The sequence below is a fragment of the Thiohalophilus sp. genome, assembly GCF_031581315.1.
In the GTDB taxonomy this organism is placed as follows: domain Bacteria; phylum Pseudomonadota; class Gammaproteobacteria; order UBA6429; family Thiohalophilaceae; genus Thiohalophilus.
In genome coordinates this window covers 1-16839 of sequence record NZ_JAVLAZ010000009.1, presented here as the reverse complement: position 1 = coordinate 16839, position 16839 = coordinate 1, and the positions used below count along the sequence as shown (strand labels likewise).

The following is a 16839-nucleotide window of genomic DNA, read 5'->3' as shown; positions in this document are numbered from 1 at the left end:
TGGTAGCGCTCCCCGGACTCGAACCGGGACGGGTTGCCCCACGGCATTTTGAGTGCCGCGTGTCTACCAATTCCACCAGAGCGCCATTGCGGCGGCCATTATAGGCAAATCGGGCGGCGGTTGTAAGGGCGTTTGGCGTCGAACACGCTCAAATCTGCTACTATGCGCCGCCATGCGACGCCAGGATTTTCATTTTGATCTGCCCGAGGAGCTGATTGCCCAGGTTCCCGCCGCACAGCGGCGGGACAGTCGTTTGCTGTGTCTGGACGGTGCCACGGGTGAGATAGCGGATCGGCAGTTTGTTGACTTGCCACAGCTGCTGCAGGCCGGCGATCTGCTGGTGATGAATGATACCCGGGTGATTCCGGCACGGCTGTTCGGGCGCAAGGAGACCGGTGGGCAGATCGAGGTGCTGGTGGAGCGATTGCTCGATGACACTGACTTGCTGGCGCACGTGCGTGCCAGTAAAAGTCCGAAGGCGGGTACCACACTGCATTTGAGCGATAGCGTCAGCGCGACGGTGCTGGAACGTGAAGGGGATCTGTTTCGGCTGCGGTTTGCCGATCGCGGCGAGCCTGACCGCACCTTGCTGACGATACTGGATGAGCTGGGACACATGCCGCTGCCACCGTATATTCGCCGGGCCGATGAACTGATGGATCGAGAGCGCTATCAGACGATCTTTGCCCGACGCCCCGGCGCGGTGGCTGCCCCCACCGCCGGACTCCATTTTGATGAGACCATGCTGACTCAACTGGCGCGGCTGGGAATCGAGACCGCCTGGGTCACCCTGCATGTTGGCGCCGGCACCTTTCAGCCGGTGCGGGTGGAGAATATTCGCGAACATCACATGCACGCCGAATGGGTCGAGGTGAATGAGGCCGTTTGCCAGCAGGTGGAACAGACCCGCCAGCGGGGCGGGCGGGTCATCGCCGTGGGCACCACCAGCGTGCGTTGTCTGGAATCCGCCGCCCGCGACGGGCAACTGCAACCGTTCATCGGTGACACGGATATCTTTATCTATCCGGGCTATGAATTTCAGATCGTCGATGGACTGATTACCAACTTCCATCTGCCCGAATCGACCCTGCTGATGCTGGTCAGCGCCTTCGCCGGCTACGACAACGTCATGCGCGCCTACCGCCACGCCGTCGAACAGCGCTACCGCTTCTTCAGCTACGGCGATGCGATGTTCCTCACTCGTAGTGAGTGATGGATATTCAACGCAGAGGGCGCGGAGGCGCAGAGGCGCGGAGTGTGTAAAAATCTAATTTTGAATGTTGAATTTTAAATTTTGAATTTCCGAGACGGCTTTCATTCACAATTCAATATTTAAAGCTCAAAATTATTTTTCTCTGCGCCTCCGCGACTCTGCGATCTCCGCGTTATTTTCCCAGACCACTTAATAGAGTGTAGGTTTCAGGTGAAATTTGAATTATTACAATCTGATGGCGAAGCCCGGCGCGGGCGGTTGACGTTCGGGCGCGGGACGGTTGAGACGCCGGCGTTTATGCCGGTGGGGACTTACGGCACGGTCAAGGCGATGACGCCGGAGGAGTTGCGCGAGCTGGGTGCGGAAATTGTGCTGGGTAACACGTTCCATCTGATGCTGCGCCCGGGGACGGAGGTGATCGAGGCGCATGGCGACTTGCACGATTTCATGCACTGGGACGGGCCGATCCTGACCGACTCGGGCGGCTTCCAGGTCTGGAGCCTGGGCAAGTTGCGCAAGTTGTCCGAGGCGGGGGTTGATTTTGCCTCGCCGGTGGACGGCAGCCGGCATTTCATGGGACCGGAGGAGTCGATGGCGGTGCAGCGGGCGCTTGGCTCGGATATCGTGATGGTCTTCGATGAGTGCACGCCCTATCCGGCCAGCGAAGCGGAGGCTCGCACGTCAATGGAACTGTCGCTACGCTGGGCACAGCGCTGCAAGGTTGCCCACGGCGACAGTTTTGCCGCCCTGTTCGGGATCGTGCAGGGCGGCATGTACGAATCGCTACGCCAGGAATCACTCGACGGCCTGATGCAGATCGGCTTTGATGGTTATGCCATCGGCGGCCTGTCGGTGGGCGAACCGAAAGAAGATATGCTGCGGATTCTGGACTATCTGGGCCCGCGGATGCCCGTCGATACACCCCGTTATCTGATGGGGGTGGGCAAACCCGAGGATCTGGTCGAGGGGGTGCGCCGGGGCATCGACATGTTCGATTGTGTAATGCCGACCCGCAACGCCCGCAACGGCTTCATCTTTACCTCCACCGGGCTGCTGCGCATTCGCAACAGCCAGTTTCGCACCGACACCCGGCCGCTGGATCCGGACTGCAATTGCTACACCTGCCGGCATTACAGCCGGGCCTATCTGCGCCATCTGGACAAAACCGGCGAAATCCTCGGTTCCCGGCTCAACACCCTGCACAACCTCCATTATTACCAGCACCTGATGGCGCAGCTGCGCGAGGCGATTGCGGCCGGCCAGCTGGAGGCGTTCGTGGCCGATTTCTACGCCAAACGCTCGCAAGCCGTGCCGGCTATGTCATAATAGCGGGCCTCAAACCTCCAAACGACAAGGGACAGAGATTATGAGCTTTTTCATTTCCGATGCCATGGCGCAGGCGGCGCCGGCAGCCCAAGAACCCAACATCATGTCGCAGCTGATTTTCTTTATCGGGATTTTTGTCATTTTCTATTTTTTGCTGATTCGTCCGCAGCAAAAACGTGCCAAGGAGCATCGCAACCTGGTATCGGCTTTGTCCAAGGGGGATGAAGTGGTAACCAACGGCGGCCTGGCCGGCAAGGTGACCGAAGTGGGTGACGAATATGTGAATCTGGAACTTACCGACAACGTCGAGGTCAAGTTACAGAAGCAATCGGTCGTCAACGTCCTGCCCAAGGGCACCCTGAAGACCATCAATCAATAAAGAATAACGTCGAACGCTTTGTACGGCCGCCTGGTGCGGCCGTCGCCTCAATTCGGAATCGAGTCTCATGCTCAATCAGTACCCATTGTGGAAATATCTTCTAATCCTGCTGGTCCTGGTCGCGGGAGTGATCTATGCGCTGCCCAATGTCTATGGCACCGACCCCTCGATCGAAATATCGGCCAACCGGGGCACGACGGTGGACAGTTCAACCCAGCACCGCGTGCGCGACCTGCTGGAAGGACATGAAATCGATTACCGGCGGATTACGCTGGATGAATCGGGGCTGATGGTTCGTTTTTCCGATGTGGACGAACAGCTCAAAAGCAACGATCTGCTGCGCGAGAATCTGGGTGACGGTTATGTGGTCGCGATGAATCTGGCTCCGGCCGCGCCGGGCTGGCTGTCGGGCCTCGGCGCATTGCCCATGTATCTCGGGCTGGACCTGCGTGGCGGTCTGCACTTTTTGATGGAAGTGGATACCGGGACGGTCATGGAACAGACCTATGAAAATCTGGGCAATGAATTGCGCACCATTCTGCGCGAAGCGAAGGTGCGTTATCAGTCAGTTACCCAGCAGGACGATGGGATTGAATTACGCTTTCGCAATGCCGAGGAACGTGAAGCGGCCGATGCGGCCATCAGCCGTGAACGGCGTAATCTGCAATTACGCGAACGCGAAGCGGACGGTGCTTATTATCTTATCGCTGCATTGACCGAAAGCGCGATCACCGAACTCAAACAGGCGGCAGTCAAGCAGAACGTTACGACCCTGCGCAACCGTATCAACGAGCTGGGCGTGGCGGAGCCGATTGTGCAGCGTCAGGGTGACGAGCGGATTATCGTCCAGCTGCCAGGCGTGCAGGACAGTGCCCAGGTTAAAACCGTGATCAGCGCCACGGCCTCGCTGGAGTTTCGCCTGGTGGATGTGGAAAACGATGTCCGTGAAGCCCTGCAGGGCCGGGTGCCGTTTGGCTCCCGGCTTTACGAGGAGCGTAGCGGGGATCCGATTCTGCTGAAAAAACGGGTGATTATTACCGGCGAGCGCATTACCAACGCGACATCCGGTTTCGACCAGGAGACCGGTTCCCCGGCGGTCTTTGTCAATCTCGACGGTGCCGGGTCCAGTCGCATGGCCAGCACCACCAAGCAGAACATCGGCAAACCGATGGCCGTGGTATTCATCGAATATAAACCGGAACTCATTCGTGAAGACGGCGAAGAAAAGGTCGTCAACCGCAAGGTCGAGGAAGTGATCAACGTCGCCAACATTCGTGGCGTATTCAGCAATCGATTCCAGATTACCGGCCTGGAGCCGGAAGAGTCCCGCAATCTGGCCCTGTTGCTGCGCGCCGGCGCACTGGCCGCGCCCATCCGGATTATCGAGGAGCGCACCATCGGCCCAAGCCTGGGGCAGGATAACATTGAGAAGGGAACCAGTTCGGTCATCATCGGGATGATTCTGGTACTGGCCTTCATGGCCGTCTGGTATCGCGGTTTCGGTCTGGTGGCCAATGTGGCACTGGTGGTGAATCTGGTGCTGATCGTCGCGGTACTGTCCATGTTGCAGGCCACGTTGACCCTGCCGGGGATCGCGGGGATTGTCCTGACCGTGGGCATGGCGGTGGATGCCAATGTACTGATTTTCGAGCGTATCCGCGAGGAGTTGAATAACGGTAATTCGCCCCAGGCCTCGATCAGCTCCGGCTATGCCAAGGCCCTGTCGACGATAGCCGATGCCAACATCACCACGCTGATCGCCGCGGTGGTATTGTTCGTCTTCGGTACCGGTCCCATCAAGGGCTTTGCCATTACCCTGTCCATCGGGATTCTTACTTCCATGTTCACCGCGATCATGGGCACCCGGGCGATCATCAACCTGTCGGTGGGCGGCAAGAAATTGCGCAAACTGTCTATCTAGGACAACAGGACACGCGTTATGCAGATTTTTCAGAACACCCATTACAATTTTGTCGGCAAACGCCGTTATGCGTTAATCCTGTCGGCGATCCTGCTGGTCATCGCCATTGGCTCGCTGGCCACGCGCGGCCTGAACTTTGGCCTGGATTTCACTGGCGGGACACTACTGGAAGTCGGCTACAGTGAACCGAAGGAACTCGAGCAGGTTCGCGATGCGATGGAGGGCGCCGGATTCGAGAGTGCGGTGGTCCAGCATTTTGGCAGTTCCCGGGATATCGTCATTCGGCTGGCTCCCCAGGCAGAGCAGGTCAGTGCCACCCTGAGTGACAGGGTTCTCAAGGTGTTGCGAGCCGAGGACGATTCAGTCGAGATGCGACGGCAGGAGTTCGTCGGTCCGCAAGTCGGCGATGAGTTGCGCGATGATGGCGGCCTGGCAATGATTATTGCGCTGGGCTTTATCCTGATTTATGTCATGGCACGCTTTGAATGGCGCTTTGCCGTCGGTTCCATCTCGGCGCTGATTCATGATGTGGTTATCGTGATCGGCTTTTTCTCGGTTACCGGAATGGAATTTGATTTGACGGTGCTGGCGGCCGTGCTGGCGGTGATCGGTTACTCACTCAATGACACCATTGTGGTGTTCGATCGCATTCGGGAAAACTTCCTGCGTATGCGCAAGAGTCAGCCGGAGGATGTCATCAATACCTCGTTGAACCAGACCCTGTCCCGAACCGTGGTCACCTCATTGACGACGATGCTGGTTGTACTGGCGATGTTCTTCCTCGGCGGAGAACTGATTCACTCCTTCTCGGCCGCCTTGCTGGTGGGGATTGTCATCGGGACCTACTCTTCCATCTACGTGGCAAGTTCCACCGCATTGGCGTTGGACGTCAACAGCACGAACCTGATTCCGGTGGAAAAAGAGGGCGCTGACCAGCCCGGCCAGGAACTCTGATTTTTTAACGCTCTGGAAATCAACGCAGAGCACGCGGAGTCGCAGAGACGCGGAGAAATCATTTTCGTGTTGCATTCCAGGTAGTGACAGAAAAAGTGAATTAGCCATTATGGCCAAATTCACTTTTACAATCAGATTCTTTTAACTCTGCGTCTCCGCGCCTCTGCGAACTCCGCGTTCACAAGTTGCCCTGGAGACAGAATGCAAAAAAGCCCGCGGCAGCGGGCTTTTTGATTTAGCGGGAATGGAATTTTTTGACGTCTTCCATGGGGTCGTGTTCATCGACCCGGGGTCGAACCATGCGGCAGACGGTACTGCTGCGAGCTTCGCACTCGGGGTCGTTTTCATCCTGTTCGACGCTCTTGATGACGGTTTCCGCCCAGATTGAGGCGATACCCCACAGCGCCGCGCCCAGGGCCAGGGTGCCGAGGCTGATACCCTCGCTGCCGACCGGGCCGCCAAAAAAAGCGTAGATGATACTGATGATGCCGGTGATCCAGAACACGGCAATCGGTGCGGCACAACAACCGGCACAGCCATAACGGCAGACCGCGACCGGCGGTGCAAGCAAGGCAAAAATACTGCGTTTCACCATTCCCCCTCCTGACTATTCTGCAGAATATGCTGGTGCAACGTAAGGTTACTGACTAGTAAGCATGAATTTTTTATGACGGTCAAATGAATTTTGCATCGGCTGATTGCACAAGGGAATAAAACCACGGGATTGCCAGGGATGTTAGGTGGGACGTTAAAGGAGGATGAAGCGGGCCGGCGCGGCTAACGACAGGCGCGAGGCGCAAGAGCGCTGGAAGAGACGACCCGTCAGGCGACCGATTCGCGCCGAATCAGATAATCGACAATATCCGCACTGCGCTCGGGGCCGGGCAGTGGATGCACGGTGGCGGGGGTTACGCCTTGCTGATACGGATCCGGGCCAGGGGCTTCGATGGAGAGGATCTCCATATCATCCAGTCCCGGTTGATAGCCAAAATAACTGGCCGACTCCTCCAGGGCATCAAGGACATCACGCATGGTGATCTCCAGGGCCTTGCTCCCCGTGTTGTTGTGTTTGGGCTGCGCCATCACTGCCGCCGTCTGTGTCCATGAATTGGATGGGCCTGTCCCAATAGCGGACCTGTTTCGGGATATTGAAGGGGGGATTTGAAATATTTCCGCTCCCCGCAGGGAAAGAAAGATCTTAACGCAGAGGCGCAAAGGCGCAGAGGATCGCAGAGAATGAATAAATATTATCCAGGCAGCACCGTAGCGTAGCTCAGGTAGCGCATCGCGCTACCTGAGACTCTCCCACTAGCCTGGGAACGAAAGATCTCAACGCAGAGGCGCAAAGGCGCAGAGAACGCAAAGGAAGTTATTATGGGGTCACTTGTACCGTACACGGCGCGGCACCTTTGTAACACCTGTCTAACAAGGGATCGGTAGCGCTACACACTACCTGACCTGCAGCATAGAACCTGGCCAATTTATATTCATTCTCTGCGGTCCTCTGCGCCTCTGCGTTGGTCTCTTGATCTCGAGAAAGACTCAGCCTTTGAGGTCGTCCGGCACGAAGGGGCGGATTTTTTGCAGCATGGCCTTGAACAGGCGCGGGTTGGCGGCGACGATATTGCCGTTTTTCATATGGTTGGCGTTGCCGCTGAAGTCACCGACCAGTCCGCCGGCCTCTTCGATGAGCAGGACGCCGGCGGCCATGTCCCAGCTGTTGAGACCGAACTCCCAGAAACCGTCCAGGCGGCCGGCCGCCACATAGGCGAGATCCAGCGCGGCCGAGCCGGCGCGGCGAATTCCGGCACTGCCGGGGATCAGCGCCTGCATCATCTGCAGGTAGGCGTCCATGTAGGGCATATGCGCCTCATGAAACGGAATGCCGGTGCCGAACAGGGCGCCTTCGATGCCGCGCCGGGGCGTGACCCGGATGCGTTTGCCGTTAAGCTGGGCGCCTTCGCCCCGGCTGGCCGTGAACAGTTCCTCACGCAGGGGATCGTAGACCACCGCCTGCTCCAGCCGGTTTTTATGGCGCAGGGCGATGGAGACCGCGTATTGCGGAAAGTTGTGGACGAAATTGGTGGTGCCGTCGAGCGGATCGATAATCCACTCATAATCGTTGCCGGCATGGCTGCCGCTTTCCTCGGCGAGAATGCTGTGGTCCGGATAGGACTTGTGCAGGGTACGAATGATCGCCTGCTCGGCGCGGCGGTCGACTTCACTGACAAAATCGTTGTCGGTTTTTTCGGTGATGGTCAGGGTGTCGATCTGGTCCGCGTTGCGGGCAATAATACTGCCGGCCTCACGCGCCGCACGAACCGCGATATTCAACATCGGGTGCACAGTGTCTTCCTTATCCGGTTGCCAAAGAACAAACGCCGGCGGCGCCGGACGTCAAGGTGCGCTATTGTAACAGGCTCAATTCAAACTGACAGGGTGATTTGCGATGTCGGCAAAGCAGGACGATGACCTCAACGCCCGCCTCTCGCGGGTGCGGGTGGTGCTGGTCAACACCAGCCATCCGGGCAACATCGGTGCCGTGGCCCGGGCGATGAAAAACATGGGGCTGACGCAACTGGTGCTGGTTAATCCGGCGGAGTTTCCCAGCGGCGAGGCGCGCGCCCGGGCTTCCGGCGCCACCGATCTGCTCGAGCAGGCGCGGGTGGTCAGCTCCCTGGATGCGGCGGTGGCCGACTGTGCCGTGGTGCTGGGTGCCAGTGCCCGGTTGCGCAGTATTCCCTGGCCAAGCCTGGATCCGCGTGCAGCAGCCGACAAGGTGCTGGAGGCGGCGGATAGCGCCGACGCGGCACTGGTGTTCGGGCGCGAGAACAACGGCCTGACCAACGAGGAGCTGGATCGTTGTAATTATCTGGTGCATATCCCGGCCAATTCCGAATACAGCTCCCTGAATATCGCCGCCGCTGCCCAGGTGCTGGTGTATGAACTGCGTATGACGCTGCTGGAACAACTGGGCCAGCGGGATAACCGCTTCCACAGCGATCAACCCCGGGCCACGGCCGAGGATCTGGAGAGGTTGTATGAACATTTGCAACAGACCCTGACCGAGCTCGAATTTCTCAAGCCCAGCGCACCGCGTCAGATCATGCGCCGATTGCGCCGTCTCTACGGGCGTGCCGAACTGGACCGGATGGAAATCAATATTCTGCGCGGCATCCTCAATGCTACCCAGGCGAAACTGGCGCAGACAAAGACTGAAGAATCAGAGCGTTAGTGGTAAAGTCTTTAAATCACTTATTCTCTCGCCGGGGCGCAGAGTCGCAAAGAACAACAAGCGAAATGTTCGTTTTGCGGTAGTGGCTCAATTACGCGCATTGCCTGAAAGCGGGACAGGGCCCTGTTCAAACTCGTCGGGCTCTGCACCCAGACGACGGGCATCAACGCCTTGGCGAGAGATTAAAATCATCCACAAACCGGGTCGATGTCGGTAAACAGATTATGTTCAAACGGATCAAAGAAGACATCCAGTGCGTGTTCGAGCGGGACCCCGCCGCGCGTAATACCTTCGAGGTGTTGACCACCTATCCGGGGTTGCATGCGGTGGTATTACACCGGTTCACTCATGCGCTGTGGACCCACCATCTTAAATGGCTGGCGCGGTTGCTCTCCAATCTGGGGCGCTGGGTGACCGGGATCGAGATCCATCCCGGGGCACGAATCGGCCGGCGCTTTTTTATCGATCACGGCATGGGCGTGGTGATCGGCGAGACGGCCGAGATCGGCGATGATTGCACCCTGTACCACGGCGTGACCCTGGGCGGCACCACCTGGCAAAAGGGCAAGCGACACCCGACCCTGGCCAACGATGTCGTAGTAGGGGCGGGCGCCAAGGTGCTGGGGCCCATCACCCTGGCCGAAGGTGTGCGGGTTGGCTCCAACGCCGTGGTAGTCAAGGATGTGCCGGCCGGGGCGACGGTAGTCGGGATTCCGGGACGCGTGGTGACCAAAGTGGAATCGGGGCTGGAACCGGGGCCCGAGGACGAGCGACGCAAGGCCTTCGCCGCCAAGATAGGCTTCGATGCCTATGGCACGACCCAGGACATGCCCGATCCGGTGGCCAACGCCATCAACTGCATGCTGGATCACATCCATGCCATGGACCAGCAGATGGAGAATATGTGCCACTCCCTCAAGACCCTCGGCATGGAAATGGAGGAGGTGGATCTGCCCGATCTCGGTGCCTGCGATATCAGCGCCCGGGATCTGGAACAGGCCGATGAATTTGCCGCCGGTGCCGAGCCGGCTGAAGAACCTGACAAGCCCGAAAAGTCCTGAGTATAATAGGGTTAAAAATCGACCATAAAGCGGCCGTTAGATTCTTGACTAAAATAGTAGGGCTTGCTAAGTTAGCAGAACGTTGATGGTAAACCCACATTACGAGACAGGATTGAGCAATGAGACTGACTACCAAAGGCCGCTACGCTGTGACCGCCATGCTGGATCTGGCGCTGCATTATAAAGAGGGTCCGATCACGCTGGCGGATATCTCCCAGCGTCAGGGAATTTCCCTCTCCTATCTGGAGCAATTGTTCTCCAAGCTGCGTAAAAACGGCCTGGTCGACAGTACCCGTGGTCCGGGTGGCGGCTATCGTTTGAGCCGGAGTGCCCATGAAGTGGCCGTGGCCGATGTGATTACCGCGGTGGATGAAAAGGTCGAAACCACCCGTTGCGGTGGCCTGTCCAATTGCCAGGATGATCAGCAGTGTCTGACCCACGAGCTATGGACCGACCTGAGCGAGCAGATCCACGACTTCCTCAAGGGCATCAGCCTGGGGCAGCTGGTCGAGCGTCAGGGCGTTCAGGAAGTGGCCGCCCGCCAGGAGCGCCAGCAACAGGTGACATTCCACTCCCCCCAGGGCGAAGACACCAAGGTCGCCTCCGGCAGCTGACGTATCCGGTCCGCCCGGGTGCACCGGACGGACCCTATCGGCCACACCGCTCGATTGCCTGTCACCCCGGCATGGGGATAAAATCCTGTATTACTATTTGTGATTTAAACCCGCGCCCCGGTGCGGGTTTATGCTATCTTGCTAACCTGATTCAGGAGTAACTGTGCATGGCCGTTGAACGTACGCTTTCCATTATCAAACCCGATGCTGTCGCCAAAAATGTGATCGGCGAAATCTACAGCCGTTTTGAAAAAGCCGGTCTGCAAATTGTCGCTGCCCGGATGCTGCACCTGAGCCAGGAGCAGGCCGGTGAATTCTATGCCGTGCACAAGGAACGCCCCTTTTATAATGAACTGGTCGAATTCATGACCTCCGGCCCGGTAATGGTTCAGGTTCTCGAAGGCGAGGAGGCCATTGCCAAAAACCGTGAAGTGATGGGTGCCACCAATCCGCAGGAAGCCGCGCCGGGCACCATTCGCGCCGACTTCGCCAGGACCGTGGATGAGAACGCCGTACATGGTTCCGATGCGCCCGAAACCGCCAAAGCGGAAATCGCTTTCTTCTTCAAGGACGACGAAATCTGTCCGCGTACCCGCTAATACGGCGCGTACCGAGGAGCATTTATCACTTTGAGTGAGCACGATAAAGTCAATCTGCTGAATCTGGATCAAGCCGGCTTGCAGGCCTTTTTCGCCGAACAGGGCGAGAAGGCCTTTCGTGCCACCCAGGTGATGAAATGGATCTATCAGTTTGGCGTCGAGGAATTCGGCGCCATGACCAATCTCGCCAAGGGCTTGCGCGAAAAACTGGACCAGGTGGCGGAAATTCGCCCGCCGCAAGTGGTCAGTGAACAACGCTCTGAAGATGGCACTGTCAAATGGCTGTTGCAGATAGATAACGGCAACTGTATCGAGACGGTGTTCATTCCCGAAGATCATCGCGGGACCCTGTGTGTCTCTTCCCAGGTCGGTTGCGCACTGGACTGCACCTTCTGCTCAACCGCGCAGCAGGGTTTTAACCGCAATCTCTCCACCGCCGAAATCATTGGCCAGTTATGGGTCGCTAACCAGCGCTTGCATGCTATTCCGCGCCAGCAGCGTACAATCAGTAACGTAGTGCTGATGGGGATGGGTGAGCCGTTGCTCAACTTCGACAATGTCGTGCGCGCCATGAACATTATGATGGAAGATAACGCCTACGGCCTGTCCAAGCGACGCGTGACCCTCAGTACCTCCGGTGTAATCCCGGCGCTGGATCGTCTCAAACAGGTCAGTGATGTCAGTCTGGCCGTATCGCTGCATGCGCCGAACGATGAGCTGCGCGATCAGCTGGTGCCGATTAACCGCAAGTATCCGATCAAGGAACTGATGGCTGCCTGCCAGCGTTATATTGCCGACGACTCGCGGCGCAAGATTACCTTTGAGTACGTGATGCTTGCCGGGATTAATGACTCGGAGGAACACGCACGGCAGTTGATCAAGCTGCTGCGCCAGATACCTTCCAAAATCAACCTGATTCCGTTCAACCCGTTTCCCGGCACCGATTATCGTTGCTCCGATGCGGCCACCATCAATCGCTTTCGTGATATCTTGATGGAAGCCGGGCTGATGACCGTCACCCGCAAGACCCGGGGTGAGGATATCGATGCCGCCTGCGGTCAGCTGGCCGGCAAGGTCGAGGATAAAACCAAACGCAAGCTTCGCCGCGCAAGCGAATCGATGCCAATCAACAGGGTGGGAACATGACTCAAGACCTGCGCTATGGACTGTTACTGATCCCGGCGTTACTGCTTGGCGCCTGTACCACGACCGGCAAACCGGAACTGTCCGAGGAACGTTTGCAACGGGCCTCCGAGCTCAATGCCGAGCTGGGTGTCAGATACATGCAGCAGGGCGATAACGAGCGCGCCATGGGCAAACTGCAAAAAGCGATTCAGCAAAACGAGGATAACGCCCGGGCGCATCACTATCTGGGCGAGCTGTATCGCCGGGTCGATCGGCCACAGAAAGCCGAAGACCATTTCCGGCAGGCACTGGAGATTACCCCCAACGATCCCTCATTGCTGAATAATTACGCGGTCTTGCTTTGTGATATGGAAAACTATGCCGAGTCGGATCGCTATTTCGACAAGGCGCTCGACGATCCGGTCTATTCAGGCAAGGCGGGCATCTACGAAAACATGGCCCAGTGCGCCGAAAGTCAGAACAATCTCAAGCGGGCCGAGGAGAATTACCTGCAGGCTCTGCGCCTGGATCCCAAACTGCCTACGGCCAATCTGGGCATGGCCCGGATGACCTTCGATATGAGTCTGTATACTCAGTCCCGCGAGTATCTGGAACGCTTCCTGGAGCGTCGCCAGCATAACGCCCAGAGCCTGTGGCTGGGTATTTTGCTGGAACGCCAAGCAGGTAACAGAAATCGGGTGGCCAGCTATGCGATGTTGCTCAAGGGACGGTTTCCCGATTCCGAGGAAGCCAGCAAGTTGAGAAAACTCGAGCGCCAGGGCAAATTATAAAGGAGCGAATATGGAGCGGGAGGCGTTACAACAACCGGAAATGCCGCCCGCTGAACCGCGCATGTGGCCCGGCAAGCGTTTGCGCGAGGCCCGTGAAGCCCGGCAACTGACCCGCGAAGAGGCGGCCCGTCAGTTGCATCAGGAAGTTAGCATTATTCAGGCCCTGGAAGAGGACGACTATGCCCGATTGCCGGGGCAGACCTATGTCCTCGGTTACCTGCGCAGCTATGCCCGCTTGCTGAAGTTGCCAGAGGACGAAATCATTGCGGCGGTTCAGATCGAACAGGCCGAAACCAGTGAATTGCTTCCCGAGAATATCGATTACGATAAACCGGTACGGCTGGGCGCACGTGGGCATCGCGGCTGGCTCTATCTGGTGTTGATCGTGTTGATCCTCGCGGGGTTGGCCGGGCTGTTTTTCAGCATTCCCTTGCCGTTTGAGCTCGGGTTGTCGTCATCCCGCTAGACTGTTTCGCCCCGGCCAGCCTTTCAGGCGCATAATTTGCGCCAATCCCTCACCTCATCCCGACCTGAATCGCGTATAATGGCGGCCGTTTTTCAGTGCCGGAAGAGACTTTCGGCCCGACAACCCGCACAGGATATCAACGTGGCAAACGCAGTCCAGGCAATCCGGGGCATGAACGATATTCTGCCAGCAGAATCCCCGCGCTGGCAGTTTGTGGAAGCCCGCTTCGGGCAATTGATGGCCGGCTATGGCTATCAGCAGATCCGCCTGCCCATCGTCGAAAAGACCGAACTGTTCAAACGCTCTATCGGCGAGGTGACCGACATCGTCGAAAAGGAAATGTATACCTTCGAGGATCGCAACGGCGACAGCCTGAGTTTGCGCCCGGAAGGGACCGCCGGTTGTGTTCGCGCCGGCATCCAGAATGGCCTGCTGAACCAGGGCATGCAGAAGCTGTGGTATGCCGGCCCCATGTTTCGCCACGAGCGACCGCAAAAGGGACGTTATCGTCAGTTTTACCAGCTCGGGGTCGAGGTCTTCGGTCTGCCGGGGCCGGATATCGATGCCGAGCTCATCATCCTGACCGCCCGGCTCTGGAAGCTGCTCGGCCTGGCCGACGATGTTCGCCTGGAACTCAATACACTGGGGACCAGCGAAGCGCGGCGGGCCTATCGTGAGGTGCTGGTCGAGTACTTCAGCGCCCACCAGTCGCAGCTCGACGAGGACAGCCAGCGTCGGTTGCACAGTAACCCGCTGCGTATCCTGGACAGCAAGAACCCCGACATGCAGGGGCTGATCGAAGCGGCACCGCGCCTGCAGGATCATCTGGATAACGAGTCGACCGAGCATTTCGCCCGCCTGCGGGAACTGCTGGAGGCGGTTGGGATCGAATATCGGGTTAATCCGCGGCTGGTACGCGGACTCGATTATTACGCCAAAACCGTGTTTGAATGGGTCACTGATCGGCTCGGCGCCCAGGGCACCGTGTGTGCCGGCGGCCGCTTCGACGGCCTGGTCGAGCAGCTGGGCGGCAAGCCGACCCCGGCGATGGGGTTTGCCCTGGGGATGGAACGGCTGGTGGCATTGCTGGATGAGCATCCCTTCGATGAGACACCGTATCAGCCCCACGCTTATCTGCTGCTGGCCGGTGACCAGGCCGAAATTGCCGGCGTGCAACTGGCCGAGCAATTGCGCGACAACGCGCCGGCATTACGCCTGCAGGTCCATTGTGGCGGTGGCAGCATTAAAAGCCAGATGAAAAAGGCGGATCGCAGCGGCGCCCGTTACGCGCTGATTCTGGGCGAAGAGGAGCTGGCGGCCGGGAGCGTGACGCTGAAGGATTTACGCGGTGAGACCCCGCAACAGCAACTGGCCCGGCAAGAGCTGGGTACTTTCCTGACCCGCGAACTCGGCCTGGTCTGAGACAGGATGGGGCGAGTGCGCGGTATTTGGTAAACGACTGGAAGAGACAATGGCACAGTTTGAACGTAGCGAAGAAGAAACCATCCAGGCGATCAAGGACTGGTGGGCGGAAAACGGCCGGGCGGTCATCGCCGGCGTGGTGCTGGGCATCGGCGGGATTGTCGGAGTGCGTTACTGGTTTGACGCCCAGGCACAGAGCCGCCAGGAAGCCTCGCAGCTCTATAGCCAGGTGATGATGGCCGTGCAGGCAGGCGACCGGCAACAGGCGATGGGGCAGGTCGAGACTCTGACCGATGAGTACAGCTCGACCGTGTATGCCACCCTGGCCGCACTGGGCATGGCACGGCTGGAACTGGAAGCCGGTGAGGCCGAAAGTGCTGAACGCCATCTGCGCCGGGCGCTGGAGAACAGCAAGACCGATGAATACGCCCATCTGGCCCGCCAGCGACTGGCCCGCCTGCTGATTGCGCGGGAGCAGCCACAGCAGGCCGCCACCCTGCTTGAGGGGGTCGATGAAGAGGGCTATACCTCCATCTACGCCGAAATCCGGGGCGATATCGAGGTGGCTCGCTCCCGGCAGAGCGAGGCGCGCAGCCACTATCAAACCGCCCTGCGGGAGGCCGGCCAGCCGCTGCGCCGACAGCTGCTTGAGATGAAACTGGCCGAGCTGTCCCCCGACAGCGCGGCGCCGGACCCGATCCAAAATAGCGAGGTGCAGCCGTGAGGGCATTGCTGCTGATCATCGGTGCCACGCTGGTATTGAGCGCGTGCAGCTCCGCCAATCTCAAACCGCCGCGCGAGCTGGAGCCCCTCGCCGAGCCGGAGGTGCGGATCGAGAGCCTCTGGTCGGGGCAGGCCGGCCGCGGAGTCGGGGAGCAATTTCTGCATTTGCCGGTTCGCCACCACGAACAGACGGGCTACGCGGCCGACTACCAGGGCTATGTCAAAGCCTTCGAGCTGGCCACCGGCAAGCTAAAATGGGAACGCCAGACCGACCTGGAGCTGGCCACCGGCGCCGTGTATTACAACGGTCGCCTTTATTTCGGGACCCGTCAGGGCGAGGTGGTCGCGCTATCGGCCGAAGAGGGCGAGATCCTCTGGCGTGCCGAGGTCTCCAGTGAAGTGATCGCGCGCCCGGCTGTGGCCGACGGGACCGTGGTGGCGCGGACCAACGACGGCAAACTGTTTGCCCTGGAGGCCGCCAGCGGACTGCGCCGCTGGGTCTACGACCGCAGCGTGCCGGCGCTGACCCTGCGGGGCAACAGCGCGCCGGTGATTGCCAACGACCTGGTGATCGCCGGCTCCGACAACGGCCGCCTCAGCGCCCTGGTGTTGAGCAACGGCTCGGTGTTCTGGGAGACGGCGATCAGCTATCCCTCGGGCAAGACCGAACTGGAGCGCATGATCGATATCGATGCCGATCCAGTGGTGGTCGGGGATGTGGTGTATGCCGTGACCTATCAGGGACGGCTGGCGGCGGTCGACATCAGTTCCGGGCGCATTGTGTGGGCCCGGGATATGTCCTCCTATACCGGCATGGCGGTGGATGATTACCGGATCTATCTCAGTGACAGCGAGGGCCAGGTCCTGGCGCTGAACCGGCGTAACGGTGCCACCCTGTGGCGCCAGGACAAGCTGCTGCGTCGCAGTGTCACGCGTCCGCAACTGGACGGGCCCTATCTGGTGGTGGCCGATTACGACGGCTATTTGCACTGGCTGTTGCGCGAAAGCGG

18 protein-coding genes and 1 tRNA gene are annotated in these 16839 nt (G+C 58.9%); 15 read left to right on the top strand and 4 right to left on the bottom strand.

Going from position 1 to position 16839, the window contains the following annotated elements; all coding sequences use genetic code 11:
- A tRNA-Leu gene (locus RI563_RS02245) sits at positions 1-85 on the bottom strand.
- Between the two features lie 87 nt (positions 86-172).
- Here RI563_RS02245 and queA point away from each other — a divergent pair.
- The 5 genes from queA (at position 173) to secF (ending at position 5793) form a co-directional block, all read left to right on the top strand.
- Positions 173-1213: a tRNA preQ1(34) S-adenosylmethionine ribosyltransferase-isomerase QueA gene (gene queA, locus RI563_RS02240; RefSeq protein WP_310692718.1), complete on the top strand. Its 1041-nt coding sequence runs from the start codon at positions 173-175 to the stop codon at positions 1211-1213.
- 210 nt (positions 1214-1423) lie between these two features.
- Positions 1424-2539 (top strand): tRNA guanosine(34) transglycosylase Tgt, encoded by a 1116-nt coding sequence (gene tgt / locus RI563_RS02235; RefSeq protein ID WP_310692717.1) that lies wholly within the window; start codon positions 1424-1426, stop codon positions 2537-2539.
- 40 nt (positions 2540-2579) lie between these two features.
- Positions 2580-2918 (top strand): preprotein translocase subunit YajC, encoded by a 339-nt coding sequence (gene yajC / locus RI563_RS02230; protein WP_310692716.1) that lies wholly within the window; start codon positions 2580-2582, stop codon positions 2916-2918.
- Positions 2919-2985: 67 nt separating this feature from the next.
- Positions 2986-4839 carry a protein translocase subunit SecD gene (gene secD, locus RI563_RS02225; RefSeq protein ID WP_310692715.1) on the top strand — a complete coding sequence of 618 codons (1854 nt, stop codon included), beginning with the start codon at positions 2986-2988 and terminating at the stop codon, positions 4837-4839.
- Positions 4840-4857: 18 nt separating this feature from the next.
- Positions 4858-5793, top strand: a complete 936-nt coding sequence (gene secF, locus RI563_RS02220) for a protein translocase subunit SecF (RefSeq protein ID WP_310692714.1) — start codon at positions 4858-4860, stop codon at positions 5791-5793.
- Between the two features lie 235 nt (positions 5794-6028).
- On the opposite strand, the gene RI563_RS02215 is transcribed toward secF, so the two are convergent.
- The 3 genes from RI563_RS02215 to suhB all read right to left on the bottom strand — a co-directional run bounded on the left by RI563_RS02215 (position 6029) and on the right by suhB (position 8139).
- Complete coding sequence (locus tag RI563_RS02215) at positions 6029-6388, bottom strand: hypothetical protein (RefSeq protein WP_310692713.1); 360 nt, start codon at positions 6386-6388, stop codon at positions 6029-6031.
- Between the two features lie 227 nt (positions 6389-6615).
- Positions 6616-6876: a hypothetical protein gene (locus RI563_RS02210; RefSeq protein ID WP_310692712.1), complete on the bottom strand. Its 261-nt coding sequence runs from the start codon at positions 6874-6876 to the stop codon at positions 6616-6618.
- Between the two features lie 459 nt (positions 6877-7335).
- Positions 7336-8139 carry an inositol-1-monophosphatase gene (suhB, locus tag RI563_RS02205; RefSeq protein ID WP_310692711.1) on the bottom strand — a complete coding sequence of 268 codons (804 nt, stop codon included), beginning with the start codon at positions 8137-8139 and terminating at the stop codon, positions 7336-7338.
- 103 nt (positions 8140-8242) lie between these two features.
- Between suhB and RI563_RS02200 the strand changes: the two genes are divergently transcribed.
- The 10 genes from RI563_RS02200 to bamB form a co-directional block, all read left to right on the top strand.
- Positions 8243-9028, top strand: coding sequence for an RNA methyltransferase (locus RI563_RS02200; protein WP_310692710.1), 786 nt, complete (start codon positions 8243-8245; stop codon positions 9026-9028).
- Positions 9029-9252: 224 nt separating this feature from the next.
- A complete protein-coding gene (cysE, locus tag RI563_RS02195; RefSeq protein ID WP_310692709.1) occupies positions 9253-10089 on the top strand; it encodes a serine O-acetyltransferase in 837 nt (278 codons plus the stop codon).
- 119 nt (positions 10090-10208) lie between these two features.
- Positions 10209-10703, top strand: a complete 495-nt coding sequence (gene iscR / locus RI563_RS02190) for a Fe-S cluster assembly transcriptional regulator IscR (RefSeq protein WP_310692708.1) — start codon at positions 10209-10211, stop codon at positions 10701-10703.
- A gap of 167 nt (positions 10704-10870) precedes the next feature.
- Positions 10871-11302, top strand: coding sequence for a nucleoside-diphosphate kinase (ndk, locus tag RI563_RS02185; protein WP_310692707.1), 432 nt, complete (start codon positions 10871-10873; stop codon positions 11300-11302).
- A 30-nt stretch (positions 11303-11332) separates the two neighbouring features.
- Positions 11333-12448 carry a 23S rRNA (adenine(2503)-C(2))-methyltransferase RlmN gene (rlmN, locus tag RI563_RS02180; protein WP_310692706.1) on the top strand — a complete coding sequence of 372 codons (1116 nt, stop codon included), beginning with the start codon at positions 11333-11335 and terminating at the stop codon, positions 12446-12448.
- Positions 12445-13218 carry a type IV pilus biogenesis/stability protein PilW gene (pilW, locus tag RI563_RS02175; protein WP_310692705.1) on the top strand — a complete coding sequence of 258 codons (774 nt, stop codon included), beginning with the start codon at positions 12445-12447 and terminating at the stop codon, positions 13216-13218. The genes rlmN and pilW overlap by 4 nt, the downstream gene beginning before the upstream one ends.
- A 10-nt stretch (positions 13219-13228) precedes the next feature.
- A complete protein-coding gene (locus tag RI563_RS02170; RefSeq protein ID WP_310692704.1) occupies positions 13229-13684 on the top strand; it encodes a helix-turn-helix domain-containing protein in 456 nt (151 codons plus the stop codon).
- Positions 13685-13825: 141 nt separating this feature from the next.
- Positions 13826-15106 (top strand): histidine--tRNA ligase, encoded by a 1281-nt coding sequence (gene hisS / locus RI563_RS02165; protein WP_310692703.1) that lies wholly within the window; start codon positions 13826-13828, stop codon positions 15104-15106.
- A 49-nt stretch (positions 15107-15155) separates the two neighbouring features.
- Positions 15156-15830: a tetratricopeptide repeat protein gene (locus tag RI563_RS02160; RefSeq protein WP_310692702.1), complete on the top strand. Its 675-nt coding sequence runs from the start codon at positions 15156-15158 to the stop codon at positions 15828-15830.
- A partial coding sequence (bamB, locus tag RI563_RS02155; protein ID WP_310692701.1) for an outer membrane protein assembly factor BamB occupies positions 15827-16839 on the top strand: 1013 nt, incomplete at its 3' end. The genes RI563_RS02160 and bamB, both read left to right, overlap by 4 nt.